Raw genomic sequence first — 25,024 nt, forward strand, 5'->3', positions numbered from 1 at the left:
GACCTGCCGTACCGCTTCCCGTACGGCCCTGATGACCCCTGCCACGGCCCGGCCAGGGCCCCGGCTCCGACCGCGGACCCGACAGCGGGCATTCACGGGGCCAATTGTGCCTGCCGCGGGCTGCCCGACATGCGGTGGCGGTGGCCGCCGGGCGGTGTCGGCCGCCGGGCGGACCGTCAGGCCGCCAGCGCGGGCGCCGAGTGCCGCTGTACGAGACCGGCCAGGGCGCGATGGCCCCGCTGCTCGGCGTGGGCGATCCGCTCCTCCGGAAGCGCCCGCTGCCACCACTCACCGGCCGCGACATCGACCGCCTCCCGCAGCTCCACCAGGCAGCCGACGAGCCGGTCGCGGGCCCAGCCGGTCTCCCGCGCATCCTCCGGCCCGGGCGCGGGCGCCGCGGCCAGCAACCGGTGCGCCGCGGACTCCGCGGCCGCCACCCGCTCCAGAGCGATGTCGATACGGTCGGCGGCGCGCCGGTTGGTGACCAGCACACAGCAGGCCAGGCCCACGGCCGCGCCCACCACGGTGTCGGTCCAGCGGTCGCCGACCAGCGTTGCCGCCGGCAGGTGGGCGCCGAATCCGGTGAGCAGAAGTGCCATGGGCGTGACACAGACCGAACCCAGCCAGTAGTTCCTCGTGATGCACGCCTCGGCGCCGAACTGGAAGGCCAGCGCGAGCGCGATCATGGCGAGCGGCCCGGTGCGGATCAGCGGCAGCAGCGCGGAGAACAGCAGCAGACCGAGCAGATTGCCGACCGTGCGCTGCAGGGCGCGCTGCCAGGAGAGGGTGGTGTTGGCCTGGTAGATGGAGGCCGCGGTGACCACGGCCCAGTAGGGGTGCCCGACACCGACCGCCATCGAGGCCCAGCCGGCCAGCACACACCCCGCCGCGACCCGCGCACCTATCGGCAGCAACGGCGATCCGGGCGCCAGCCGGGCCCGCACCGCCCGCAACCCGCCGGGACGGCCGGGTACGGGATGCCGTGGGGCCGCCTCATCAGGGCCGGGGAGCGACTCGCCCCCGGCCGCCGCGGTTTCGGGCAGCGGTCCGCCCCGCCGCAGCTCACGGGCCCACCCGCGGAGCCGCTCGGCCTCGGCCTCCGGGTGCGCTTCCCCGTCCACGCCGCCGAGCGCCGATTCCGCCCGTACGAGGAACCGCTCCGGGCCGGCGCCCGCCGCGGTCCGGGCCGGGGTACGCACCGGGACGAGGAAGAGGGTGTGCCAGGCGGCGTTCACGGCGGCCGCGGTCGCATGCCGCGCGTGTGCCACTGCTTCGGTGTCGCCGGCGCCCGCTCGCGTGCGCAGCAGCGCGGCCGCCGCCTCCAGGGCGCGCGCGACGGCGATCCGCTCCGGCCCCCGCGGGCGCACCAGCCCCGGCGCCATGCACACCAGCCAGGCGAGACCGCCGGTGCCGAGCGCCAGGGCCAGGTGCACCGGAACCTGCCCGAGGCGCTGCGGCACAAAGAACGCCGAGGCGGCGACGAAGGTCAGGATGAGATTCCCCGGCGGCCCGATGCGGGTCGCCTCGCACGCCATCTTGTGCGCGGCGGCGAGCAGCGAGGCGAGGACGACGAGCACGGCGGCCGAGGGGATCAGCGACGCGGCGGTCAGCGCGATGCCGAGGCTTGCGACCATGCCCAGGACCACCCACAGCAGCGTGCGGGCGCGGGCGGCGTACGGCAGGCCGTGCGCGTACAGGGCACACAGGGACCCGGCCGAGGTGTAGAGGATCAGATCCAGCCGGCCGAGGGCGTAGAGCGTGATATCGGGGACCGCCATGGCCACCACCGCGCTGAGCGCCGGCTTGTGCCAGATGTCGACGGGGCGGCGCAGCCGGACGGTGCTCCTGACGGGCAGCGGACGGGCCCGCACTCCGCCATCGGGTGCGGTGGTCCATCTCTTTCCGGTGTTCCCGGCGGGCTTGGCGTGCTTCCCCATGAGCAAAACATTAGCAGGTGTTTTACTGGTGAAATATGCGCCCGGGCCGAGTCCGGCTCCCGTGGGGTCCCCGGCCCGGCCCGACGGCGACAATGTCCGCGTGCCAACCGCCAAGAAGAACAAGAAGAACGCGACGACCGCGAGCGCGTCCCCGGAGCGCCGCCGCGAGCTGCTGGCCATCGCGGCAGAGGTGTTCGCCGCGCAGGGTTACAACGCCACCACCGTCCGCCGTATCGCGGACGAGGCCGGAATGCTCGCGGGCAGCCTCTACTACCACTTCGATTCCAAGGAATCGATGGTGGACGAAATTCTCTCCACCTTCCTGACCGAGCTCTGGGATGGCTACGACGCCGTGCTCGCCGCCGGTCTCGGCCCGAGGGAAACCATCGAGGCCCTGGTCACCGAGTCCTTCCGCGAGATCGACCGGCACCGCGCCGCGGTCGCCATCTACCAGAAGGAAGCCAGGCAGCTCGCCGCCCAGCCCCGCTTCGGCTATCTCACCGACTCTCAGCGCAAGTTCGAGAAGGCCTGGCTGGGCACCCTGGAACGCGGGGTGACCGACGGCGCCTTCCGTGCCGACCTCGACATCCGGCTCACCTACCGGTTCCTCCGCGACACCGTCTGGGTCGCCGCGAGCTGGTACCGCCCGGAAGGCCGGCACCGACCCGAGGAGATCGCGCGGCAGTACGTCTCGATGGTGCTGGACGGCATTGCCGTACGGGGATGATCCGCGGCACCGCTTGCCCGGTGCCGTCCTGCCGTTACGTCCTTACGCCACTACGCCCGCATGCCGCCGCGAAGGCCGGCGGGCCATGTTCTTCCTGCTCAGCAGTTGTCGTTCCGGACGAAGAGCGCCCGCGGCACCGAGGTCGTCCCGTAGCGGACGTACTTGGTCTCGCCCTTGCGGAGGCTGCCGCTCGGGTCCTTCGCGTGCGGGATGACGATCGTGAAGCACGCCTTGCGCTTGCTGCACAGGTTCGTCAGCTTCACATAGCGGTAGTGGCCCTTGACCAGGTGCTTCCGTACCTTGACGCACTGCGGCGGGCGCTCGGCCGCCGCCGCGTCGGAGGCGGTGGACAGCGTCAGTGAGGCGCTTCCCGCCGCCGCTGCCAGGGCTATGGCGGTGATCTTCCGCATCTGTCTCTCCCCCGTTGGAAACCCCTGCGAAGGCTTGCTGTGCGGGATCGTCCTTCGCACGTTCATTCCCCATTCTCCATACAGGCCAGAAGAAATTCAGCCTGGGCGCTGCACGGAGGCACAAGCGCGACACTTTCGGAACCGGACCGGGTCCGTTTTCCGGGAACCGGAACGGGACGGCCGAGAACAGGGTGACGGAGAACGGGGTGGCCGAGAACGGGGCGGCCGAGAACGGAGGGGGCGGCGCGACCGCGACATGGAGCCGGTGCGCCCACGTGGCTCAGCGTGCGGTGTCCGTGCCGGAGCCGGCGCTGCCGGACGGGCGCGCGGTCACGACCTTCAGCCCCCGGTCCGTGAACTCCCGGCGGGTTGCCTCCTCGGCTCCGTTGTCCGTGATGAACGTGTCGAAGACGTCCGCGTCGCCGACCCGGGCGAAGCAGCGCTCGCCGATCTTCGACGAGTCCGCGACGACGACGGCCCGCCGGGCCCGCTCCGCCATCAGGCGGTTCACTCGGGCCTCCGCCTCGTCGTGCACCGTGGCTCCCATCGCCGGATCCATGCCGTTGGCCCCGATGAAGGCGATGTCGATGGAGATCTGCTGCAGTACCAACTCACTGAAGGGGCCGACCAGTTCAAACGACCGTGAGTGCGCGACCCCGCCGGTGAGCACGATCTTGATCTGCGGCCGCACCGCCAGCTCATTGGCGATGTTGAGCGAGTTGGTGACGATCGTCAGATGCGGCTGCGGACCCGCCTCCGCGAAGTCCGGCCGGGTGGCCAGCACCCGGGCGATCGCCGTCGTCGTGGTGCCACCGCTCAGCCCGACGACGTCCCCACGCTCGACCAGTTTCGCCGCCGCCTTTGCCACAGCCTCCTTCTCCTCGGACCGATGGGCGTGCTTGTACCGGATCGGCAGGTCGTACGCCACCGAGCTGAGCACCGCCCCGCCCCGGGTACGGGTCAGCAGCTGCTGCTCGGCGAGGACATCCATGTCGCGCCGCATCGTGGCGGCCGAGACCTCCAGCTCGGTCGCCGCCTCCTCGACGTCCACCCGGCCTCTCTCCCCGAGCAGCTCGAGCAGTGCGTTCATCCGTTCATGGCGCTTCATGGCGCGAGCCTAATTCGTTTCGACCGCTCACCGTGCGGCCGGGCATCACCCCGGGGCCGGGGCCGGGGCCGCGGCCCCGACGGCGCGCTCCTCCGGCACCGCCGCCGGAGCGGTCAGCACATCCAGCAGCCGCGCCGCCTCCTGGGCCACCGCCTCCCGGGCCGGCTTGACGTACTTGCGGGAGTCGATGAGCGCCGGGTTCGCACCGAGGGTCTGCCGTATGGAGCGGGTGAAGACGGACACCAGATGGGTGGAGATATTGATCTTTGTCATTCCTGCCGCGATGGCGCGGCGGAGCTCGTCATCCGGCACTCCGGAGGAACCGTGCAGTACCAGGGGCACGGGCAGCGCCGTCCGCAGCTCCGCGATCAGGTCCTTGTCCAGCACGGCCGTGCGCTCGTGCATGGCATGCGACGAGCCGACGGCAACCGCGAGGGCATCCACGCCCGTTGCCCGTACGAAGGCCAGGGCCTCGGACGGGTTTGTACGGACGCCGGGCGCGTGCACACCGTCCTTGCCGCCCACCTCGCCGAGCTCCGCCTCGACATAGACCTCGCGGTCGTGGCACCAGGCGGTGAGTTCGGCGGTGGCGGTGACGTTGTCCTCGTAGGGGAGTGCCGAGGCGTCCACCATGACCGAGCCCACCCCGGCGGCGATGCCCTCGTGGACCAGTTCCGCATCGGTGATGTGGTCGAGGTGGACCGCGATCGGGGCGGCGGAGCACTCGGCGAGGGCAAGGGTGGCGCGGGTGATGGGCAGCAGACTGCCGTGGTAGCGGATGCAGTTCTCGCTGATCTGCAGGATGAGTGGGGCGTCCGCGCGCTCGGCGGCGGTGACCAGCGCCTCGGCGGTTTCGAGATGGATGACGTTGAACGCCGCGGCACCGACCCGCGCCTCCCGCGCGGTATCGACGATGGATGAGGTCGGAACGAGGGGCATGGGATGCTGACTCCCTTGCATGCTGGGCGAGTTGACGGCGGAGCAGGACGGCGATGCGGCTACGGCACGGCAGGCGCCTCGAGCATCACGGAACGGGTCAGGCTGCGCGGGTTGTCCGGGTCCAGACCGCGTGCTCGGGCTCGGGCCAGCGCCACCCGCTGCACCAGCACCAGATCGGCCAGCGGATCGCGCGCATGGTGGACGAAGCGGGCACCGGTCCGCACCACATCCGCCTCCAGCCCCGCGGGGGTCGGCCCGAACAGCCACGTCACCCGGCCGGGAGCGGCTATCGAGATCGGGCCGTGGCGGTACTCCATCGCGGGGTAGGACTCCGTCCAACTCTGTGAGGCTTCCCGCATCTTGAGGGCCGCCTCGTTCGCCAGCCCGAACGTCCAGCCCGTGCCGAGGAACGAGAACTGCTCGGCGTCCACCCACTCCTGCTCCAACGGCGCGGTCAGCGCCTCCTGCGCATCGCTCACCGCCCGGGAGACGTCCTCGCCCAGGTGCGCGCGCAGCAGCGTCAGCGCCGTCGTCGCAAACCGCGTCTGCACCACGGACTTCTCATCGGCGAACGGCAGCGCGACCGTCTCGTCGGACATCGCGACCGCCGGCGTCTCGGGATCGCCGATGATCGTCACCGTCGGGATCCGCCCCTTGACCGAGTCGAGCACGCGCAGCACCTCTGTCGTGGTGCCCGAGCGGGTGATGGCCACCACCGCGTCATAGCCACGGCCGGCGCCCAGGAACGCCTCCGAAGCGGCGAACGGGTCCGTCACCCCGAGTCCCGCGCCCTCGCGGAGTGCGGCGTACGACTGCGCCATGAACCATGAGGTGCCACAGCCGACGACGGCCACGCGCTCTCCGGCCTTGGGCAGCGGCCCACCCGTCAGCGCCCCGATCCGTGCCGCCTCACGCCAGGTGTCCGGCTGACTGTTCAGCTCGTGCTCCATGTACGAGGTCTCGTTCACTGCACGCCCTCCCGTGATCCGTGATCTGGAAACCGCCGTTGCGCAATCCTCCGAGCTTCCGGTTGGAACTGCGCAATCTTGCAACTTTCTGCTTCGTTGCAATCGACTGTACGCATGTTCGTGCCGACGATCCATCCCTCGAAAGAGTGGACGCAGCAGAGGGGGCGGCGGGGGAGTGGTGAAGAACCATGGGAAAAGGAGCCATACGCAGCTGTTTGGGTGGCCGTAAGGGGCGGCTGCGGCGACGCACCCGGCTCGCCTCGCATCTGTTGACAACTGCGCGAACTGCGCCGAATACTCGCAAGATCAGTCATGCAGCAGGCAGCAGGGCCGCCGCTTCGCCGCACAAAGGACTCCCCCATGTCCATTGCCACACTCTCCGAGACGCCCCAGCCACCGTCGTCCAAGTCCCCGCGCCGCACCGGCAGACTGTTCGCGCTCACCGGCGCGGTCGTCGGGGTCATCTACGGGTACGACATGGGCAGCATTTCCGGCGCCCTGGTCTTCCTCAGTAGGGACTTCCATCTCACCGAGGCGGAAAAAGGCCTGGTCAACAGCATTTTGGTGTTCGGGTCCATCGTCGGTGCGCTGATCGGCGGCAAGCTCGCGGACGCCCTGGGCCGCAAGACCGCGATGCTGATCGTCGCCGGCTCGTACGCCGCCTTCGTCGCGCTCTCCGCGCTGGCGCCCAACGTCGTCGTGCTGGATGTGGTCCGTTTCCTGCTCGGCGCCGCCATCGGCATCTCGATCGTGGCCGCCCCGCTCTATATCGCCGAATCGACCCCCGCGCGCATCCGCGGAGCATCCGTCGCCGCCTATCAGGTGGCGACCGTCGCCGGCATCGTCCTCACCTATTTCGTGAACTGGGGGCTGTCCGGCGGAGGCCACTGGCGCTGGATGCTGGGCCTCTCCGCGATCCCCGCGGCGCTTGTCATGATCCCGCTGTTCCGGCTGCCGGACACACCGCGCTGGTATGTGCTCAAGGGCCGTACGGAGCGAGCCGTCGAGGTGATGGCGACGACCGACCCGGACACCGATGCGCGTGCCGAGGTCGCCGCCGTGGCGGCCGCGCTCGCCGAGGAGAGCGGCGGTTCGGCGAGGTCGCTGCTGCGCAAGCCGTACGCCCGTGCCACGCTGTTCGTCGTCGGGCTCGGGTTCTTCTGCCAGATCACCGGCATCAACGCCGTGACGTACTACAGCCCGCAGATCTTCGAGGAAATGGGCTTCACCGGCAACGGCCAGAACTTCCTGCTGCCGTCCTTCGTGCAGCTCGCCTCACTGGCCGCGACCGTCCTCGCCATCCTCGTCATCGACCGGCTCGGCCGCCGGCTGGTCCTGCTCTCCGGCATCGGCACGATGGTCATCATGCTCGCCGTCCTGAGCATCGTCTTCAGCATGGGTGATCTGCACGGCGCCACGACCTGGGTGGGCTTCAGCGCCATCCTGCTGTTCACCGCGGCCTTCAATTTCGGCTTCGGATCGCTGATCTGGGTCTATGCGAGCGAAGCGTTCCCCGCCCAGCTGCGCTCCACCGGGGCATCGGTGATGCTCACCGCCGACCTCGTGGCCAACCTCCTGATCGCCCAGTTCTTCCCCACCCTGATGGCCTGGGCGGGCGCGGCCTGGACCTTCACGGGGCTGGGCGTCCTGGCCTTCTGCGCCCTCGTCTTCGCCTCCGCCAACGCGCCGGAGACCAAGGGCCGCCAGCTGGAAGAGATCCAGGGCTACTGGCGGAACGGGGGCCGCTGGCCCACCCCGGACCCCGACCCCGACCCCGGCCCGGCAGCGGCACCGGAGGCCGCCCTCTGATCACCCGCCCGGCAGGCACCCGCCCCGGCAAGCCCCCGCCCGTCCGCCGGCCGACGCCGGTCCGTATGGGACCGGGGCGCTCGCCCGAACGGCTCAGTGACCGGGCACGGACCCGTACGCCTGGCGCCCCGCCGTGCAGGTACGGCGGCCAGCTGGGGGACGAGCGGAGATGCCCCGGGCACCGGGGCCCGGGGGCGGTGCCTCACGACGGCAGCTGTTCCCGGTACTCCTCCAGAGCCGGTGCGGTCGTGGTCGCCACGAATTCGGTGATCCGGTACGTGCACACCTCGGCGATCGAGAACGGGTCCTCGGCCGCCAGCTGCTCGACGGCGGCGCGGTCCAAGCCGGTGGCGATGATCACGCCACCGTCGCGCGGGACCTTGCGGCCGGCGGCGATGAAGTGCCCGGCGGCGTACTGCTTCTTCAGCCAGGCCACATGGTCCTGCAGGGCGGCGTCGACGCGCTCGATGGGCGCGGTGTAGGTCAGTTCCAGTACGAACATGCAGGCAATATAGACAACACGGCCGCGTCACCCCGTTGCCAGGTCCGGGCGGCGCCTGCCATGCCGGGTGGCGCTCTCGTAGGCATGACCGGCCCGGAGGACGGCGAGATCGGCGCGCGGCGGGCCGATCAGCTGGAGCCCGATGGGCAGGCCGCCGGGCGTGAACCCCGCGGGTACCGAGAGCGCGGGCACTCCCAGGAGGGAGATGAGGTAGGCGGAGCGCATCCAGTCCAGATAGCTCTCGGTGGGTCGGCCCGCGACCGACCTCGGGTACTCCCATTCCGCGTCGAAGGGGGCCACCTGGCTGACCGGGGCGAGGAGCAGGTCGTAACGGGAGAAGAAGTCCACCGTGCCGAGATGCAGCCGGCTGCGCGCCACGGTGGCTCTGTTGAGGTCGTCCGTGGTCAGGTCCCGGCCCTGTTCGATGTTCCGGACGAGGCTGGGTTTGAGGGACTGCCGGGCGGAACCGAGCAGATCGCCGAAGGCCAGGTCGAAGCTGTGGGCCCGCAGCGTACGGAAGGCTTCGTCGGCGCCCGTGAGGTCGGGGCAGGCGAGGTCCAGGTGGCAGCCGAGTGCGGTGAAGACCGGCAACTGGGTTTCGAGAACGGCGAGTACATCGGCGTCGGCGGGGGCGTGTCCCCCCAGGTCGGGTGCCCAGGCGAGGCGCAGCCCGCGCAGCTCGCGGTCGAGCGGTACACGGAAGGCCGCGCCGGGCGTTTCCAGACTGAGGGGGCAGCGCGGATCGGGACCGGCCATCGCCGACAGCAGAAACGCGGTGTCCGCGACGGTCCGGCCCATCGGGCCCGGGACCGACAGCGTGTCCCACAGGTTGACGGCGGGGTAGGAGGGGACGCGTCCCGGCGTGGGGCGGAACCCGACCACATTGCAGAAGGACGCGGGGTTGCGCAGCGAACCGCCCATGTCGCTGCCGTCGGCCAGGGGCTGCAGCCCGGCCGCGAGCGCCGCGGCGGCGCCTCCGCTGCTGCCGCCCGCCGAGCGAGTGGTGTCGTACGGATTGCGGGTGGTGCCGAAGACGGGGTTGAAGGTGTGCGAACCGACGGCGAACTCGGGCACGTTGGTCTTGCCGAGGCGGATCGCTCCGGCCCGCTGCAGCCGGTCGACCAGCAGGTCGTCCTCGTCGGGGACATGGTCGGCGAAGAGCGGTGAACCGTGCGTCGTGCGCATGCCACGGGTGAGACGGGTGTCCTTGAACGCGATCGGCAGACCGTGCAGAGGTGGGACGTCGGACCTGCGGGAAAGGCGCTCGTCGGCGCGGGCGGCCTCGGCCAGCGCGCCCTCGGGGTCGAGGGTAACGATGGCGTTGACGGCCAGGTTGACCTGCTCGATCCGGTCCAGATGGGCCTGTACGAGCTCCCGTGCGGAGAGCTCGCGGCGGCGCAGCCGGGCCGCGAGGTCGGTGGCGTCCAGGTAGCAGAGCGCGTCGGTCATGACGGTCCTCAGGGGGGAGGGGCGGCGGGAACTCGGGGTGCCGGGTGGGGGATTCCTCGGCGGATCGGTGCGAGGGAGGCGGGATGTGGGACCTGGACCTGGGGTGTGGGACGTGGTCCTGGGTTGCGGGACGTGGGACGTGGGACGTGGGACGAGGTGGGGTGAGGGAAGGGGCGGCGGCCGGATACATCGATCACCGGTTCGGTAGCGTGACAGTCACCATGGACCTTCCCGGAACCCTCTCGTGCGACGACGAACTGCGGCACTGGCCGACGGACGAAGCCCAGGCGCGCGCCGTCCAGGACCGGCTGCGGCCCTATGTGCGGCTCGATGAACCTGGCCCGCAACCGGGGTTCGCGGGCACGGTGGTCGGAGTGGATGTCGCCTACGACGACGAGCGGGATGTGGTCGCCGCAGCGGCGGTGGCCCTCGACGCCCGCACCCTCGCCGTCGTCGACGAGGCCACCGCCGTCGGACGGGTCTCCTTCCCGTACATCCCCGGGCTGCTCGCCTTCCGCGAGATCCCCACGGTGCTCGAGGCCCTCACCCGCCTCACCCATACCCCGGACCTCGTCGTCTGCGACGGCTACGGGCAGGCGCACCCGCGGCGTTTCGGCCTGGCCAGCCACCTTGGCGTGCTGACCGGCCTGCCGACCATCGGGGTCGCCAAGAACCCCTTCACCTTCCGGTACGAACCGCCCGGCCCCGAGCGTGGCGCGACCTCCCCGCTGCTGGACCGGGACGCGCCCGGTGACGACGGCGAGGAGGTGGGGCGTGCGCTGCGTACCCAGAAGGGCGTCAAGCCGGTCTTCGTCTCCGTGGGGCACCGCGTCGATCTCGAGCGGGCGTGTGCGCACACGCTGCATCTGGCGGCCGCATATCGCCTGCCGGAGACGACACGGGCCGCCGATTCCCTCTGCCGGCGGGCGCTGGCGAGCGCCTGAACCCGTGGCCACAGGCGCGGGCGCGGACGGCGGCCCGTCCGGCCCTAGCCCCGGACCACCCGGAAGGTGATGCCCGCCTTCTGGAGACGGGCTGTCAGCGCGTCCCCCATGGCGACCGCCGACGTCACCTGGCCGGCGGTCGCCGGAAGGTCGTCGAAGGCCAGGCTGAGCGCCGACTCGGCGAGCATCTTCGCCGTCTCGTCGTAACCCGGGTCTCCGCCCGATACCTCGGTGACCACCTGTTTCCCGCCGCCCGACGCCACGAAGCGCACCGCGAACCAGCTCCTGGCGCGCCGCTCCCGGCTCGGCCCCTCACCCGGTTCCACGCGGCCCGCCAACCAGCGTCGCGCGGGCGGCACCTGGGCGAGCACGGCCAGCGCGCCCGCCCCCAGCGCCCCGCCCACGGCGATCGGCAGATGCCGCACCCCGGCGTAGTGGCGGTAGCGGAAGTCGGGCCCGTAGCGGTCGAGAGCGGCCGCCGAGCGGGCGATGACCTGCGGGTCCACGGTCGGCAGCGGTACGCCCCAGACATGCGTCTCGGCACTCTTGACGGGCGGGCCGAGGGGCGCCCGGACCGTACGGCCGACGGGGCGCGGCTCCGCCACCCGGCGCCGGCGGGCGGCCTGCGCCATGGCCAGCGGGCGCGAGACGGCCGTCAGCGCGGAGGCCACTGTGCCGCCGGAGACGGTGGCGTTGCTGCGGACGAATCCGTCGATGCGCAGCGGTACGCCTTCGGGGAGCAGGCCGACGGTGTAGAGCACCCCCAGGTCGTGCGGAATGCAGTCGAAACCGCAGGAGTGGACCAGGCGGGCGCCGGACGCACGGGCCGTCTCGTGGTGGCGCAGATACATCCGGTCGATGAACTCGGCCTCGCCGGTCAGATCGAGGTAGTCCGTGCCGGCCGCGGCACAGGCGGCGACCAGCGGCTCGCCGTGCCGCAGATACGGGCCGACGGTCGAGGCGAGCACGCGGGTGCCGGCGGCGAGTGCGCGCAGCGAGTCCGGGTCGCCGCTGTCGGCGTGCAGCAGCGGGAGCCGGGCGCAGGCCGGGTCGATGGCGGCCAGGCGGTCGCGCAGCCGCTCCAGTTTGGCGGTGTTGCGGCCGGCCAGCGCCCAGCGGCAGTCCTCGGGGGCGTGCCGGGCCAGGTATTCGGCGGTGAGCGCCCCGGCGAACCCGGTGGCGCCGTAGAGGACGAGGTCATGGGCCCGTCCGGAGGTGTCCTGCCGTCGCATCGCGCATCCTCTCGACCTGAGGTCCGGACCCTAGGCACATCGCCGACATCCCGTCAATGACGGTCCCCGGCCATGTCGTTGGTGATCCGAACGGGCGGTTCGCCTCGTGGCGCGCGGTCTTGACACGGCGTAGGAGCGAGGTCAGATTCAGCATGACATAGGACGTCCCACGTCCCACGTCCCGACTGCAGGACAACCGGCGGGGCAACCGCCCGTCACCCTCCCCGCACCCGGACCGGACCGGACCGGACCGTACGGCAGAAAGCCGGACGCGATGCCCCCTTCCACGCCCCTCCCCGCACCGCTCAGCGGGGTCACGCACCGAGCATCTGGTGGACGCCGGGGCGGACGGCCTCTTCGTGCTCGGTGCCACCGGGGAGGCCGCCCACTTGTCGGACGTCCGACGTCGGACCGTCAACGAGACGGTCGTCGAGACCACGCGCGGCCGGCTGCCCCCGCCGACACGGTGCTTGCGACCGTGGCCGAGCTCTCCGTGGACGGGGCCCTGCCGGCCGGTGCGCATGGTGTCGTACCGGGGCCGGGGACGCCGATCCGGCCGGCTCTGTGCGGCTCTGCGCGCACGTCAGGGCCGGCCGGCGGAGTGCGGAGGCCGCCGCACGGGACTGCCCGGCCGCCCTGTCCGCCGCCACGGGCGTCGGGGACGAAGCGGACAGGGGGCGTAGCGCGTCCACCATCGGTGCCTTCGAGGCGGCGCTGTATCTGCCCGGCGTCATCGGCAGCCCGGCCGCCGCGGCCCCGCAGCTGCCGCTGGACGACGCGGCCAACCGAACCGTCCGCCGGCTGACGGAGGAGGCAGGACTGCTGTGACGACGCGCCCCGTGCCCTGGTACCGGGAGGCGACCCCGCGCCAGTGGAAGGCGATGGCCGCCGCCTGGATCGGCTATCTCCTCGACGGCTTCGACTTCGTCCTGATCACCCTCGTCCTGACCGAGATCGCCGACGCGTTCCACCTGGACACCGCCACCGCCGCCTCGCTCATCTCCGGCGCCTTCATCACCCGGTGGCTGGGCGGGGCCGTACTGGGCGCGATGGGCGACCGCTACGGCCGCAAGCCCGCCATGATCACCAGCATTCTGCTCTACTCCCTCGGCACCTTCGCCTGCGGATTCGCCTGGGGCTACACCAGCCTGTTCGTCGCGCGGCTGGTGATCGGCCTGGGCATGGCGGGGGAGTACAGCGCCAGCGTGACGTATGTGCTGGAGAGCTGGCCCGCCAGGCTGCGTAACCGCGCCTCCGGATTTCTGATCTCCGGTTACGCGGGCGGCAGCGTCCTGGCCGCCGAGCTCTACGGGTGGGTGGTTCCCCACTGGGGCTGGCGCTGGATGTTCTGGATCGGTGTGCTGCCCGTCCTGGTGGCGCTCTGGGTCCGCAGATCGCTGCCGGAAGCCGGCGCATGGGAGGCCGAGATCGGCTCCGCCGCGGCCGGCGCGCGGCCGGAACGTCCGAATCCGTTCCGGCCGTTGTTCACCGGGCGCCTGCGCTCCTGGTGCAACGCCGCGCTGACAGTGGCCGCCTCGGGCGCGCTGTTCTGCGTCTTCACGCCGGTGGGGGAGGGACATGTCCCCTGGCTGTCCGTCCTCGCGGCGCTGTGTCTGATCGCCTTCGCGGTGCAGCTCGGCGGCCGTAAGGGATGGCTGCGGTATGTGGCCCTGATGGCGACGGTGTTCTGCGCCTTCCTGTACAGCTGGCCCGTCCAGGCACTGCTGCCCACCTATCTCAAGACCGACCTCGGGTACACCGCCGAGCAGGTCACCGACGTCATGTTCTTCGCGGGCTTCGGCACCATGGCGGGCTGCTGGCTGGCGGGGTTCGTCGGGGATTGGCTGGGCACCCGGCGGGCGTACGCGTGCACCCTGCTGGCCTCCCTCACCTTCGTCTTCCCGGTCTTCGCGGTCCGGAACAGCCTGGTGGGGCTCGGGGTGCTGCTGTTCGGGCTGCTGGCGCTGAGTCAGGGGATCTCCGGCATCCTGCCGAAGTACATCGCCGGCCATTTCCCGACCGCGACCCGCGCCGCCTCGCTCGGCTTCGTCTACAACGTCGGGGCCCTGGGCGGCGCGGTGGCGCCGGTCCTGGGGGCGCGGCTCGCGGAGGGGATGTCCCTGGGGCGGGCGCTGGCGGTGCTCACCTTCGGGCTGACGCTTCTCGTCATCATCCTGGTGGGCGGGGACGTTCCGCGGCGACTGGCCCGTCTGGTGGACCGTGACGCGCCCGATGATCACCTGGCGCCGGCGGCCGGGGGAGCCGGACCACCGCAGGCCGAGGGGGCATCGGCCGGGTCCGTATAGGCGGCCGGCGCGGTACGCCGTGCTGCGGCCGGTTCCGGACGGAGCAGCCCCGTGGGTCCCCCTCGCCAATGTCCGCCCGGGAGTCCGGGTTGCCATGTCCCTCCGTCGGCCCCGCGTCCGGCGCTCCGCGGGCCGTTGTCAGTGGTCGCGGTTAGCGTGGAATGCGATCGGACGGCGTGCGCGGGACACGCCGGAGACGGCACCGCGCGGTGCGGGAGGGGGAACGGACGTGGAGGAGCGCATGGCGAGCACGGCGGGTCCGGCGGCGGTGCGGGAGCGGGTGCGGACGTTTGCGCTGGGGCTGCCCGGAGCGGTGGAGGAGTTTCCGTGGGGCGAGAGCGTCATCAAGGTCAACAAGAAGGTCTTCGTCTTTCTCGGCGTCGAGGACGGCAGTCAGCCGGGGATCACCGTCAAGCTCAGGGACCCGGAGGCGCATGCCCATGCGCTCACCTCGCCCGGCGCCGAGCCCGCGGGCTACGGCCTGGGCAAGGCCGGCTGGGTGCGGATTCCGCTGGCGGAGCGGGCCGCGCCGGCCGCCGAGCTGCTCTGCGACTGGACGGAGGAGTCCTACCGCGTCATAGCCCCGAAGAAGCTCATCGCCGAGCTCGACGGGGTGTAGCGGCGCAGCGGCGGCAGCGCACAAGGCCCGTGACGGCGATGGCAGTTGAGCATCGTCGGCGCGGGCCTTTTCCGGTGGCAGGCAGGTGACTCCGAGGCAGGTGGGAACCGCTTGCGGAAACCGCTCGGGGGGCTTGTGGAAAGTGGAACACGTTCTTAACATCGCGGGTGTTACATCAGAAGTGTCACAGTGGCTTTCGGAGAGCGGCTCAGGACAGGGGGGCGCGATGGCTGAGTCAGGTAACGGCCCGCTGAGCGGGGTGCGGGTGGTCGAGCTCGCGGGCATCGGCCCCGGCCCGTTCGCCGCCATGCTGCTGGCCGACCTCGGCGCGGACGTGGTCCGCGTCGACCGCCCCGGAGGCGCCGGGCTGCGCATCGACCCGGCGTACGACATCACCAACCGCAACAAACGCTCGGTGCAGGTGGACCTCAAGGACCCCGCGGGCGTGGCCCGGGTCCTCGATCTGGCCGAGCGCGCCGATGTGCTGATCGAGGGGTACCGCCCCGGTGTGGCCGAGCGGCTCGGCATCGGCCCCGAGGAGTGCCTGGCCCGTAACCCCCGTCTGGTCTACGGCCGGATGACCGGCTGGGGCCAGCAGGGCCCGCTCGCCGGCACCGCGGGGCACGACATCGGTTATATCGCCATCACGGGCGCCCTCGGCATGATCGGCCCGCCGGACGGCCCGCCCGCCATCCCCGCCAACCTGGTGGGCGACTACGCCGGCGGCTCCCTCTATCTGGTCATCGGCGTCCTCGCGGCCCTCCAGCACGCCCGCACCGAAGGCGGCCGGGGCCAGGTCGTCGATGCCGCGATCGTCGACGGCACGGCCCATCTGACGGCGATGATCCACGGCATGCTGGCGGCCGGCGGCTGGCAGGACCGGCGCGGTGCGAATCTCCTCGACGGCGGGACGCCGTTCTACGGTGCCTACGAGACCGCGGACGGCGGCTATATGGCCGTCGGCGCGCTCGAAAAGCGCTTCTACGCCGAATTCATCCGGCTGCTGGGCATCGAGGACGAGGCGCCCGGCCGGGACGACCTCGCCGCCTGGGGCGAACTCCGCACCGCCATCGCCGCCCGCTTCAAGACCCGTACCCGGGAGGAGTGGACCGCCGTCTTCGAGGAATCGGACGCCTGCGTCGCGCCCGTACTGTCCCTGCGCGAGGCCCCGGACCACCCGCATCTCGCCGCCCGCGGCACCTTCGCCGACCACGGCGGCATCACGCAGCCCGCACCCGCGCCCCGCTTCTCGCACACCCCGGGCACGCTGCGCCGACCGCCCGCGCAGCCCGGCGCGGACACCGCGGACATCGCCCGCGACTGGCGGATCCCGGGCCTGGCCGCCGGCCCGGACCGTACCGAGCCACAGGAGGCGGACGGCTGATGGAACTCGCCACCACGCTCCAGTACGCCGGCGATCCGCGCCGCGCCGCCGAAGAGGTCGCCGCCCTGGAAACGGCGGGGCTGGACGCCATCTGGGTCGCCGAGGCCTATGGCTTCGACTCACCGACGATCATGGGCTTCCTGGCCGCCCGCACTGAGCGCGCCAAGATCGGCTCGGCGATCCTGAACGTCTACTCCCGCACCCCCGCCCTGATCGCCCAGACCGCCGCCGGGCTGGACGCGCTCTCCGGCGGCCGGGCGCTGCTGGGCCTGGGCGCCTCCGGCCCGCAGGTCGTCGAGGGCTGGCACGGCAAGCCGTACGACAAGCCCCTGGGCCGCACCCGCGAGACCATCGACCTGTGCCGCCGCATCTGGCGCCGCGAGGTCATCGACCACCGCGGCATCACCGATATGCCGCTGCCGAAGGGAAAAGGCGGCCGGCTCGGCAAGCCGCTCAAGATCCTCACCCAGCCGGTGCGCCCCGAGATCCCCGTCTATGTCGCGGCCCTCGGCCCCGCCAACGTCCGGCTGACCGCCGAGGTCGCCGACGGCTGGCTGCCCACCCTCTTCATCCCGGAGAAGGCGGCCGAGGTATGGGCCGCCCCGCTGGCCGAGGGCACCGCCCGCCGCGACCCGGCGCTGGGGCCGCTGGAAACCGTCGCCGGGGGCCTGCTGGCCATCGGCGAAGACGCCGCCGCCGTACGGGAGCTGGCCCGGCCGGTGATCGCGCTGTACGTCGGCGGGATGGGCGCCAAGGGGAAGAACTTCTACCACGACCTCGCCGTCGCCTACGGCTACGAAGAGGCCGCGCACACCATCCAGGAGCTCTACCTCGCCGGGAAGAAGCGGGAGGCCGAGGCGGCCGTCCCGGACGAGTTCTGCGAGCTGATGTCGCTGTGCGGGCCCGAGGGGTACGTCCGCGACCGCATCGCCGCCTTCCGGGAGGCGGGCGTGACGATGCTCAACGTCCACCCCGTAGGGCCCGAGCCCGCGAAGCTGATCGAATCCGTCCGGAACTGGCTCTGAGGAGGGCCCGCAGCGATGACCGCGCAGATGCCGCGCCAGATCTTCACCGAGGAGCACCACGCCTTCCGGGAGACCGTACGCACCTTCCTCGCCAAGGAGGTGACACCGCATTACGAGCAATGGGATCAGGACGGCATCGTCAGCCGGGACGCCTGGCGGGCGGCCGGCCGGCAGGGGCTGCTGGGACTGGCGGTGCCCGAGGAGTACGGCGGCGGTGGGCAGAGCGACTTCCGCTTCAGCGCCGTACTGGCCGAGGAGTTCGCCCGGGCCGGTGCCGCCGGGCTCGCCGTCGGCCTGCACAACGACATCATCGGCCCGTATCTGACGACGCTCGGCACCGAGGAGCAGAAGCGCCGCTGGCTGCCCGGCTTCTGCAGCGGCGAGATCATCACCGCCATCGCCATGACCGAGCCGGGGGCGGGATCCGACCTCCAGGGGATCCGCACCAGCGCCGAGGACGCCGGCGACCACTGGATCCTCAACGGTTCCAAGACCTTCATCTCCAACGGGATCCTCGCCGACCTCGTCATCGTCGTGGCGAAGACGACCCCGGAGGGCGGGGCGCACGGCCTGAGCCTGCTGGTCGTCGAGCGCGGCATGGAGGGCTTCGAGCGCGGCCGCAACCTCGACAAGATCGGCCAGAAGGCGCAGGACACCGCCGAGCTGTTCTTCCGGGACGTACGGGTACCGAAGGAGAATCTGCTCGGCGAGCCGAACGGCGCGTTCGTCCATCTGATGACCCATCTCGCCCAGGAGCGCATGACCATCGCCGTCTCCGGGATCGCCGCCGCCGAACACCTGCTGGAGATCACCAGCCGGTACGTCAAGGAGCGCGAGGCCTTCGGGCGGCCGCTGGCCAAGCTCCAGCACATCCGCTTCGAGATAGCCGAGATGGCCACCGAATGCGCCGTCACCCGCGCCTTCCTGGACCGCTGCATCGCCGACCACGCCGCCGGCGCTCTGGACGCGGTGCACGCCTCGATGGCCAAGTGGTGGGCGACCGAGCTGCAGAAGCGGGTTGCCGACCGCTGCCTCCAACTCCACGGCGGCTACGGCTATATGACGGAATACCGCGTCGCCAAGGCCTTCACCGACGGCCGTATCCAGACGATCTACGGAGGCACGACCGAGATCATGAAGGAGATCATCGGGCGCTCCCTGCTCGGCTGACCCCGGCCACCCGACCGTCTCCGGACCGGCACCGGTCCGCACCCGCTGCCCGCCTCACCCTCATCCGAAAGGCTTGTTGACTTGAGTACCGAAGCGTACGTCTACGACGCGATCCGCACCCCGCGCGGCCGCGGCAAGGCCAATGGCGCACTGCACGGCACCAAGCCGATCGACCTGGTCGTCGGCCTGATCCACGAAGTACGCAACCGCTTTCCCGGCCTGGACCCGGCCGCCGTCGACGACATCGTGCTCGGCGTCGTCGGCCCGGTCGGCGACCAGGGCTCCGATATCGCCCGGATCGCGGCGATCGCCGCCGGACTGCCGGACACCGTCGCCGGCGTCCAGGAGAACCGCTTCTGTGCGTCCGGCCTCGAGGCGGTCAACATGGCCGCCGCCAAGGTGCGTTCCGGCTGGGAGGACCTGGTCCTGGCCGGCGGTGTCGAGTCCATGTCACGGGTCCCGATGGCCTCCGACGGCGGCGCCTGGTTCGCCGACCCGATGACCAACTTCGACACCGGCTTCGTCCCCCAGGGCATCAGCGCCGACCTGATCGCCACCATCGAGGGCTACACCCGGCGCGATGTCGACGAATTCGCCGCGCTCTCCCAGGAGCGGGCCGCCGCGGCCTGGAAGGACGGCCGCTTCGAGCGCTCCGTCGTCCCCGTACGCGACCGCAACGGCCTGGTCGTCCTCGACCGCGACGAGCACCCGCGCCCCGGCACCACCGCCGACTCGCTGGCCGGTCTCAAGCCCTCCTTCGCCGCCATCGGCGACGCCGGCGGTTTTGACGCGGTGGCCCTGCAGAAGTACCACTGGGTCGAGAAGATCGACCACGTCCACCACGCGGGCAACTCCTCCGGCATCGTGGACGGCGCGGCGCTGGTCGCCATCGGCTCCAAGGAGGTCGGCGAGCGCTACGGCCTGACCCCGCGGGCCCGGATCGTCTCCGCCGCGGTCTCCGGCTCCGAGCCGACGATCATGCTCACCGGCCCCGCGCCCGCCAGCCGCAAGGCCCTCGCCAAGGCCGGACTGACCATCGACGACATCGACCTCGTCGAGATCAACGAGGCGTTCGCCGCCGTCGTGCTGCGCTTCGTCAAGGACATGGGCCTGAGCCTGGACAAGGTCAACGTCAACGGCGGCGCCATCGCCCTGGGCCACCCCCTCGGCGCCACCGGCGCGATGATCCTCGGAACCCTCATCGACGAGCTGGAGCGGCAGGACAAGCGCTACGGCCTGGCCACTCTCTGCGTCGGCGGCGGCATGGGCATCGCCACCGTCATCGAGCGCCTCTGACCCTCGTCCCACCCCACTACGGAGTACGCACCCATGAGTGAATCCGCTGCCTCGTCGACCATCCGCTGGGAACAGGACGAGACCGGCATCGTCACCCTGGTCCTCGACGACCCCGACCAGTCCGCCAACACCATGAACAACGCCTTCAAGGCCTCCCTCACCGCGGTCGCCGACCGCCTGGAGGCCGAGAAGGACAGCATCCGCGGCATCGTCTTCACCTCCGCCAAGAAGACCTTCTTCGCCGGCGGCGACCTGCGCGAGCTGATCGCCGTCACCCCCGACCACGCCCAGCAGGCCTTCGAGGCGGGCAACGGCATCAAGCGCGACCTGCGCCGCATCGAGACCCTCGGCAAGCCCGTCGTCGCCGCGATCAACGGCGCGGCACTGGGCGGCGGCTACGAGATCGCGCTGGCCTGCCACCACCGCATCGCCCTCGACACCCCCGGCACCAAGATCGGCCTGCCCGAGGTCACCCTCGGCCTGCTGCCCGCGGGCGGCGGTGTCACCCGCACGGTGCGCCTCCTCGGCATCACCGACGCGCTGCTGAAGGTGCTGCTCCAGGGCACCCAGTACAACGCCACCCGGGCCAGGGACAACGGGCTCGTCCATGAGGTCGCCGAGACCCCCGAGGAGCTGATCGCCAAGGCGCGGACCTTCATCGACGCCCACCCCGAATCCCAGCAGCCCTGGGACGTCAAGGGATACAAGATCCCCGGAGGCACTCCCGCCCACCCGAAGTTCGCGGCCAACCTCCCGGCCTTCCCCGCCAACCTCAAGAAGCAGGTCAACGGCGCGCCCTACCCCGCACCGCGCAACATCCTCGCGGCCGCCGTCGAAGGCTCCCAGGTCGACTTCGAGACCGCCCAGACCATCGAGGCGCGCTACTTCGTCGAGCTGGTCACCGGCCAGATCTCCAAGAACATGATCCAGGCCTTCTTCTTCGACCTGCAGGCCGTCAACTCCGGCGCCAGCCGCCCCAAGGGCATCGAGCCCCGCAAGGTCGAGAAGGTCGCCGTCCTCGGCGCCGGCATGATGGGCGCGGGCATCGCCTATTCCTGTGCCCGGGCAGGGATGCAGGTCGTCCTCAAGGACGTCACCACCGAGGCGGCCGAGAAGGGCAAGGCGTACTCCGAGGGCCTGCTCGCCAAGGCGCTGTCCCGGGGCCGTGCGACCGAGGCCCAGCGCGACGAGCTGCTGGCGCGCATCACGCCCACCGCCGACCCGCAGGATCTCGCGGGCTGTGACGCCGTCATCGAGGCCGTCTTCGAGGACGTCGCGCTCAAGCACAAGGTGTTCAAGGAGATCCAGCACCTCGTCGCCCCCGACGCCCTGCTGTGCTCCAACACCTCCACGCTCCCCATCACGGTGCTGGCCGAAGGTGTCGAGCGCGACCAGGACTTCATCGGGCTGCACTTCTTCTCGCCGGTCGACAAGATGCCGCTGGTGGAGATCATCAAGGGCCAGCGCACCGGCGACGAGGCCCTGGCCCGCGCCTTCGACCTGGTCCGACAGATCAAGAAGACCCCGATCGTGGTCAACGACTCCCGCGGCTTCTTCACCTCGCGCGTCATCGGCCACTTCATCAACGAAGGCGTCGCGATGATCGGCGAGGGCCTCGACCCGGCCTCCGTCGAACAGGCCGCCGCCCAGGCCGGCTACCCGGCCAAGGTGCTGTCCCTGATGGACGAGCTGACCCTCACCCTGCCGCGCAAGATCCGTAACGAGACCAGGCGGGCGATCGAGGAGGCCGGCGGCAGCTGGCAGCCGCACCCGGCCGACGCCGTCATCGACCGCATGGTGGACGAGTTCGAACGGCCCGGCCGCAGTGGCGGCGCGGGCTTCTACGACTACGCCGAGGACGGCAAGCGAGCCGGGCTGTGGCCGGGGCTGCGCGAGCACTTCGCCAAGGAGGGCGCGGGCATCCCGTTCCTCGACATGCAGGAACGGATGCTGTTCTCCGAGGCGCTGGACACCGTCCGCTGCTTCGAGGAAGGCGTGCTGACCTCGGTCGCCGACGCCAACATCGGCTCCCTCTTCGGCATCGGCTTCCCCGGCTGGACCGGCGGCGTGATCCAGTACATCAACGGATACCAGGGCGGCCCGGGGCGGGAGCACCTCGTCGGCCTGCCCGGCTTCGTGGCGCGCGCCCGCGAGCTGGAGGCGGCGTACGGCGAGCGGTTCGCGCCGTCCCCGCTGCTGGTCGAGAAGGCCGAGAAGGGCGAGAAGTTCAGCGACTGACCACTGTGGGGGCGGGCCCCGTCGGCCCGCCCCTCACCCCTCGCCCTCGGTCCGGTCGGGCGCGTTCTCGCTGAACCACTCCCGCAGTTCCTGCTTCATCGACCTCTGGAAGGCGGTGACCAGTGCCTGCACCACCATCGGCTGCATATGGGCCGAGAGCGACTTCATCCGCGCCATGTCCTCGGCATCCGGCCCGCCGTCCCGGTACGGATCCCATACCTCGTCCTTGAAGAGCCGGCTCAGCTCGCGCGCCGCCGAGCGGGTGTGCTCGATGACGACGGTGCGTGCGGCCAGGATCGTCTCCAGCGCGATCGGTACGTCCAGCAGCCGCGCCCCGAGATGCAACAGGCCCGGATCGACCTGGAAGACCCGCGGGTCCTCGGTCCGTACGAGCACGCTCATGGCCGCCAGCCGGTCCAGGTCCTCCTCGGTCAGATCCCTGCCGACCCGCCGCTCCAGCTGTTCGCGGGTCGCGTCCTCCGCCTTGTCCGGCACCCAACTCGCCACCAGCGCCCGGTGGATGGCCAGGTCCTGAGCGCTCAGATCGGGCGGCAGCTGCGCCAGATAGCGCTCGATCGCGGACAGGGTCAGGCCCTGATGCTGGAGTTCCTCGATCAGCGCGAGCCGCGAGAGATGGTCCGGTCCGTAGCGGCCGACCCGGCGCGGGCCGATCTCGGGCGGCGGCAGCAGTCCGCGGGTGCTGTAGAAGCGGATGGTGCGGACCGTGACGCCGGCGCGGGCGGCCAGCTCGTCGACCGTGAGGTCGGTGGCGGACTCCATCATGTTCAACAGTATTGCTGTCTCACCACTCTTGTGAAACCTTCCGGACCCCCCCGTTCGGGCCGTAGTTCAGGCTCTCACTCCTCCGTCAGGTCAAGGCGGAGGTGCTGGATCCGCCGCCGGCGCCGGCCGGGTTCGACCGGCTGGTGTGGACGGCGAGTGCGTCCGCGCCGATGCCGCCCGGTGTGGTCCGGTTCTGGGCCGGAGGGCCGGCCGTACCTGGTCGCGCTGCTGGTGCGGGACGCGGAGCTCGCCCCCGTCTGGGCGGCGCGCCACGGGATCGAGGGGACACTCGGGGAGCCGGCCGGGCATCTGGCCGTCCGAAAAGAGGTCGAGCGGGCCGTTGAGGCCGCGGATGCGCGACTGAATCACATCGATCAGGTGAAGCGCTTGTTACTGCTGAGTGAGGAGCGAAGTCCGGAGAGTGGCGAATTGCCCCCCTCTCTGACGCTGCGACGGCGGGTGATCGAGGCGAAATACCGTCGCTTCCTACAAAGTTTTTACGCCATGTGATCTCGCGCACAGACGGGGGAGCGGACTTCCAGGAAGGTGTGCCGTCGGCCGACCGCGCGATCCGCGGGTTCCGGTCTCGGCTCTGCCTTGAAAGCGAGATCCACCAGCAGTGAGCACCACAGAAACCGTCACTGAGACAGCCCAGAGGTCAACTGACGGGGGGAGCGGCGCGCAGCAGGACGCGGGCGACGCGGGCTACAGCAAGGGCCTCAAGGGCCGTCACATCAACATGATCGCCATCGGCGGGGCGATCGGCACCGGTCTGTTCCTCGGTGCCGGTGGCCGTCTCCACTCCGCCGGTCCCGCGCTGGCCGTCGCCTACGCGGTCTGCGGTCTGTTCGCCTTCTTCGTCGTACGGGCCCTGGGCGAGCTGGTGGTGCACCGCCCGTCGTCCGGCTCCTTCGTCTCGTACGCCCGGGAGTTCCTGGGTGAGAAGGGCGCCTACGTCGCCGGCTGGATGTATGTCGTCAACTGGTCCACGACCGGTATCGCCGACATCACGGCGATCGCGCTCTACACGCACTACTGGAGCCTGTTCACCAGCATCCCGCAGTGGGTGATGGCCCTGATCGCACTGGCCGTCGTGCTGTCGATCAACCTGATCTCGGTGAAGATCTTCGGTGAGATGGAGTTCTGGTTCGCGATCATCAAGGTCGCCGCGCTGGTCGTCTTCATGTTCATCGGCATCTTCCTGCTGGCCACCCAGCACCCCGTCGGCGGACACACGCCGGGCCTGAGCCTGATCACCGACCACGGCGGAATCTTCCCGACCGGTCTGCTGCCGGTGGTGATCGTGCTCCAGGGCGTGGTCTTCGCGTACTCCGCCGTCGAGCTGGTCGGCGTCGCCGCCGGTGAGACCGGCGACCCGAAGAAGGTCGTGCCCAAGGCCGTCAACTCCATCATGTGGCGGGTGGGCGTCTTCTACGTCGGCTCGGTGGTCCTGCTGGCGATGCTGCTGCCGTGGAACAAGTACGTCGGCGGCGAGAGCCCCTTCGTGACGGTGCTGTCCAACGTAGGTGTCCCGGCCGCGGGCGATGTGATGAACCTCGTCGTGCTGACCGCGGCGATGTCCAGCCTCAACTCCGGCCTCTACTCGACCGGCCGCATTCTGCGCTCGATGTCGATGGCGGGCTCCGCGCCGAAGTTCGCCGGCAAGATGAACCGCAACCAGGTGCCCTACGGCGGCATCATGCTCACCTCCGCGGTCTGTGTGCTCGGTGTCGGGCTCAACTACTGGCTGCCGGGCCAGGCGTTCGAGATCGTGCTGAACATCGCGGCGCTGGGCATCGTCAGCACCTGGTGCACGATCATGATCTGCCACATGGTGTTCGTCCGCCGGGCGAAGGCGGGCCTGGTCGAGCGCCCGCGCTTCCGGCTCCCCGGCACGCCGGTCACCGATATCGCCACCATCATCTTCCTCATCGGCGTCATCGTGCTGATGTGGTTCGACGACGGTGTCGGCCGGCAGACCGTGATGCTGATCCCGGTCCTCGGTGCCGCCCTGGTCGTCGGCTGGTACGCGGTCCGCGGCCGGGTGGCCCGGATCGCCAAGGAGCGCGAGGCGGCGAAGTAGCCGCACACCGGCGCACGCCTGAGTGATGAGGGCGGCCGCGGAGGCCCAAGGGCTTCCGCGGCCGCCCTCACGCTGTGCGGCCCCGGCCTGCCCCT

Annotated in this window: 23 protein-coding genes; 14 read left to right on the forward strand and 9 right to left on the reverse strand. The window is 71.0% G+C overall.

Translation table 11 applies throughout. From position 1 onward, the window contains the following. Positions 1-176: 176 nt before the first annotated feature. Entirely contained in the window at positions 177-1,937 is a 1,761-nt protein-coding gene (locus tag ADL29_RS26115; RefSeq protein WP_078971293.1) for an FUSC family protein, read from the reverse strand. Positions 1,938-2,037: 100 nt separating this feature from the next. Between ADL29_RS26115 and ADL29_RS26120 the strand changes: the two genes are divergently transcribed. Further along, positions 2,038-2,664, forward strand: coding sequence for a TetR/AcrR family transcriptional regulator (locus ADL29_RS26120; protein WP_046930527.1), 627 nt, complete (start codon positions 2,038-2,040; stop codon positions 2,662-2,664). A gap of 98 nt (positions 2,665-2,762) precedes the next feature. On the opposite strand, the gene ADL29_RS26125 is transcribed toward ADL29_RS26120, so the two are convergent. The 4 genes from ADL29_RS26125 to ADL29_RS26140 form a co-directional block, all read right to left on the reverse strand. Further along, positions 2,763-3,074, reverse strand: a complete 312-nt coding sequence (locus tag ADL29_RS26125; protein ID WP_046924905.1) for a hypothetical protein — start codon at positions 3,072-3,074, stop codon at positions 2,763-2,765. Positions 3,075-3,354: 280 nt separating this feature from the next. Further along, complete coding sequence (locus ADL29_RS26130; RefSeq protein WP_053926041.1) at positions 3,355-4,182, reverse strand: DeoR/GlpR family DNA-binding transcription regulator; 828 nt, start codon at positions 4,180-4,182, stop codon at positions 3,355-3,357. A 45-nt stretch (positions 4,183-4,227) separates the two neighbouring features. Beyond that, entirely contained in the window at positions 4,228-5,121 is an 894-nt protein-coding gene (locus tag ADL29_RS26135; protein WP_053926042.1) for a class II fructose-bisphosphate aldolase, read from the reverse strand. A gap of 59 nt (positions 5,122-5,180) precedes the next feature. Next, positions 5,181-6,089, reverse strand: coding sequence for an SIS domain-containing protein (locus ADL29_RS26140; protein WP_053926043.1), 909 nt, complete (start codon positions 6,087-6,089; stop codon positions 5,181-5,183). 360 nt (positions 6,090-6,449) lie between these two features. Between ADL29_RS26140 and ADL29_RS26145 the strand changes: the two genes are divergently transcribed. Then, positions 6,450-7,898 carry a sugar porter family MFS transporter gene (locus ADL29_RS26145; protein WP_053926044.1) on the forward strand — a complete coding sequence of 483 codons (1,449 nt, stop codon included), beginning with the start codon at positions 6,450-6,452 and terminating at the stop codon, positions 7,896-7,898. Positions 7,899-8,100: 202 nt separating this feature from the next. Here ADL29_RS26145 and ADL29_RS26150 read toward each other — a convergent pair whose 3' ends face one another. Beyond that, positions 8,101-8,400 carry a YciI family protein gene (locus tag ADL29_RS26150; protein WP_053926045.1) on the reverse strand — a complete coding sequence of 100 codons (300 nt, stop codon included), beginning with the start codon at positions 8,398-8,400 and terminating at the stop codon, positions 8,101-8,103. 27 nt (positions 8,401-8,427) lie between these two features. Then, on the reverse strand, positions 8,428-9,849 hold the full coding sequence (locus ADL29_RS26155) for an amidase (RefSeq protein ID WP_053926046.1): 1,422 nt from the start codon (positions 9,847-9,849) through the stop codon (positions 8,428-8,430). A 221-nt stretch (positions 9,850-10,070) separates the two neighbouring features. On the opposite strand from ADL29_RS26155, the gene ADL29_RS26160 reads away from it, so the two are divergent. Next, a complete protein-coding gene (locus ADL29_RS26160; protein WP_053926047.1) occupies positions 10,071-10,793 on the forward strand; it encodes an endonuclease V in 723 nt (240 codons plus the stop codon). Positions 10,794-10,837: 44 nt separating this feature from the next. Here the strand turns inward: ADL29_RS26160 and ADL29_RS26165 are convergent, their stop codons facing one another. Beyond that, positions 10,838-12,025, reverse strand: a complete 1,188-nt coding sequence (locus tag ADL29_RS26165) for a saccharopine dehydrogenase family protein (RefSeq protein WP_053926048.1) — start codon at positions 12,023-12,025, stop codon at positions 10,838-10,840. 359 nt (positions 12,026-12,384) lie between these two features. Between ADL29_RS26165 and ADL29_RS45485 the strand changes: the two genes are divergently transcribed. From ADL29_RS45485 to ADL29_RS26205, 9 genes are all read left to right on the forward strand, one after another. Next, entirely contained in the window at positions 12,385-12,708 is a 324-nt protein-coding gene (locus ADL29_RS45485) for a hypothetical protein (RefSeq protein ID WP_245689640.1), read from the forward strand. Beyond that, positions 12,590-12,853 carry a hypothetical protein gene (locus ADL29_RS45490; protein WP_053926049.1) on the forward strand — a complete coding sequence of 88 codons (264 nt, stop codon included), beginning with the start codon at positions 12,590-12,592 and terminating at the stop codon, positions 12,851-12,853. The genes ADL29_RS45485 and ADL29_RS45490 overlap by 119 nt, the downstream gene beginning before the upstream one ends. Continuing rightward, positions 12,850-14,331, forward strand: coding sequence for a sialate:H+ symport family MFS transporter (locus ADL29_RS26175; protein WP_053926050.1), 1,482 nt, complete (start codon positions 12,850-12,852; stop codon positions 14,329-14,331). The genes ADL29_RS45490 and ADL29_RS26175 overlap by 4 nt, the downstream gene beginning before the upstream one ends. A 241-nt stretch (positions 14,332-14,572) precedes the next feature. Next, entirely contained in the window at positions 14,573-14,950 is a 378-nt protein-coding gene (locus ADL29_RS26180) for an MmcQ/YjbR family DNA-binding protein (RefSeq protein ID WP_046930525.1), read from the forward strand. Positions 14,951-15,176: 226 nt separating this feature from the next. Next, complete coding sequence (locus tag ADL29_RS26185) at positions 15,177-16,334, forward strand: CaiB/BaiF CoA transferase family protein (RefSeq protein WP_211274392.1); 1,158 nt, start codon at positions 15,177-15,179, stop codon at positions 16,332-16,334. Next, positions 16,334-17,359: an LLM class F420-dependent oxidoreductase gene (locus tag ADL29_RS26190; protein WP_053926052.1), complete on the forward strand. Its 1,026-nt coding sequence runs from the start codon at positions 16,334-16,336 to the stop codon at positions 17,357-17,359. The genes ADL29_RS26185 and ADL29_RS26190 overlap by 1 nt, the downstream gene beginning before the upstream one ends. Before the next feature lie 27 nt (positions 17,360-17,386). Then, positions 17,387-18,529, forward strand: a complete 1,143-nt coding sequence (locus ADL29_RS26195; protein WP_053926133.1) for an acyl-CoA dehydrogenase family protein — start codon at positions 17,387-17,389, stop codon at positions 18,527-18,529. A gap of 81 nt (positions 18,530-18,610) precedes the next feature. Beyond that, positions 18,611-19,825, forward strand: coding sequence for an acetyl-CoA C-acetyltransferase (locus tag ADL29_RS26200; RefSeq protein ID WP_046924894.1), 1,215 nt, complete (start codon positions 18,611-18,613; stop codon positions 19,823-19,825). Positions 19,826-19,858: 33 nt separating this feature from the next. Next, positions 19,859-22,063 carry a 3-hydroxyacyl-CoA dehydrogenase NAD-binding domain-containing protein gene (locus tag ADL29_RS26205; RefSeq protein WP_053926053.1) on the forward strand — a complete coding sequence of 735 codons (2,205 nt, stop codon included), beginning with the start codon at positions 19,859-19,861 and terminating at the stop codon, positions 22,061-22,063. 33 nt (positions 22,064-22,096) lie between these two features. On the opposite strand, the gene ADL29_RS26210 is transcribed toward ADL29_RS26205, so the two are convergent. Beyond that, positions 22,097-22,846 (reverse strand): MerR family transcriptional regulator, encoded by a 750-nt coding sequence (locus ADL29_RS26210; protein ID WP_053926054.1) that lies wholly within the window; start codon positions 22,844-22,846, stop codon positions 22,097-22,099. Between the two features lie 156 nt (positions 22,847-23,002). Between ADL29_RS26210 and ADL29_RS26215 the strand changes: the two genes are divergently transcribed. Further along, complete coding sequence (locus ADL29_RS26215) at positions 23,003-23,356, forward strand: hypothetical protein (RefSeq protein ID WP_211274393.1); 354 nt, start codon at positions 23,003-23,005, stop codon at positions 23,354-23,356. A gap of 109 nt (positions 23,357-23,465) precedes the next feature. Further along, entirely contained in the window at positions 23,466-24,929 is a 1,464-nt protein-coding gene (locus ADL29_RS26220; RefSeq protein WP_053926056.1) for an amino acid permease, read from the forward strand. Positions 24,930-25,024: the final 95 nt, after the last annotated feature.

The organism is Streptomyces chattanoogensis (assembly GCF_001294335.1).
GTDB classification, from domain to species: Bacteria; Actinomycetota; Actinomycetes; order Streptomycetales; family Streptomycetaceae; genus Streptomyces; species Streptomyces chattanoogensis.

Bases quoted from the DNA above. Each gene is read 5' to 3' on its own strand.
- ADL29_RS26160 (WP_053926047.1), top strand. From the start codon at position 10,071: ATGGACCTTCCCGGAACCCTCTCGTGCGACGACGAACTGCGGCACTGG.
- ADL29_RS26130 (WP_053926041.1), bottom strand. From the start codon at position 4,182: ATGAAGCGCCATGAACGGATGAACGCACTGCTCGAGCTGCTCGGGGAG.
- ADL29_RS26135 (WP_053926042.1), bottom strand. From the start codon at position 5,121: ATGCCCCTCGTTCCGACCTCATCCATCGTCGATACCGCGCGGGAGGCG.
- ADL29_RS26150 (WP_053926045.1), bottom strand. From the start codon at position 8,400: ATGTTCGTACTGGAACTGACCTACACCGCGCCCATCGAGCGCGTCGAC.
- ADL29_RS26195 (WP_053926133.1), top strand. From the start codon at position 17,387: ATGCCGCGCCAGATCTTCACCGAGGAGCACCACGCCTTCCGGGAGACC.
- ADL29_RS26115 (WP_078971293.1), bottom strand. From the start codon at position 1,937: ATGGGGAAGCACGCCAAGCCCGCCGGGAACACCGGAAAGAGATGGACC.
- ADL29_RS26210 (WP_053926054.1), bottom strand. From the start codon at position 22,846: ATGATGGAGTCCGCCACCGACCTCACGGTCGACGAGCTGGCCGCCCGC.
- ADL29_RS26145 (WP_053926044.1), top strand. From the start codon at position 6,450: ATGTCCATTGCCACACTCTCCGAGACGCCCCAGCCACCGTCGTCCAAG.
- ADL29_RS26155 (WP_053926046.1), bottom strand. From the start codon at position 9,849: ATGACCGACGCGCTCTGCTACCTGGACGCCACCGACCTCGCGGCCCGG.
- ADL29_RS26180 (WP_046930525.1), top strand. From the start codon at position 14,573: ATGGCGAGCACGGCGGGTCCGGCGGCGGTGCGGGAGCGGGTGCGGACG.
- ADL29_RS26190 (WP_053926052.1), top strand. From the start codon at position 16,334: ATGGAACTCGCCACCACGCTCCAGTACGCCGGCGATCCGCGCCGCGCC.
- ADL29_RS26185 (WP_211274392.1), top strand. From the start codon at position 15,177: ATGGCTGAGTCAGGTAACGGCCCGCTGAGCGGGGTGCGGGTGGTCGAG.
- ADL29_RS26165 (WP_053926048.1), bottom strand. From the start codon at position 12,025: ATGCGACGGCAGGACACCTCCGGACGGGCCCATGACCTCGTCCTCTAC.
- ADL29_RS26205 (WP_053926053.1), top strand. From the start codon at position 19,859: ATGAGTGAATCCGCTGCCTCGTCGACCATCCGCTGGGAACAGGACGAG.
- ADL29_RS26125 (WP_046924905.1), bottom strand. From the start codon at position 3,074: ATGCGGAAGATCACCGCCATAGCCCTGGCAGCGGCGGCGGGAAGCGCC.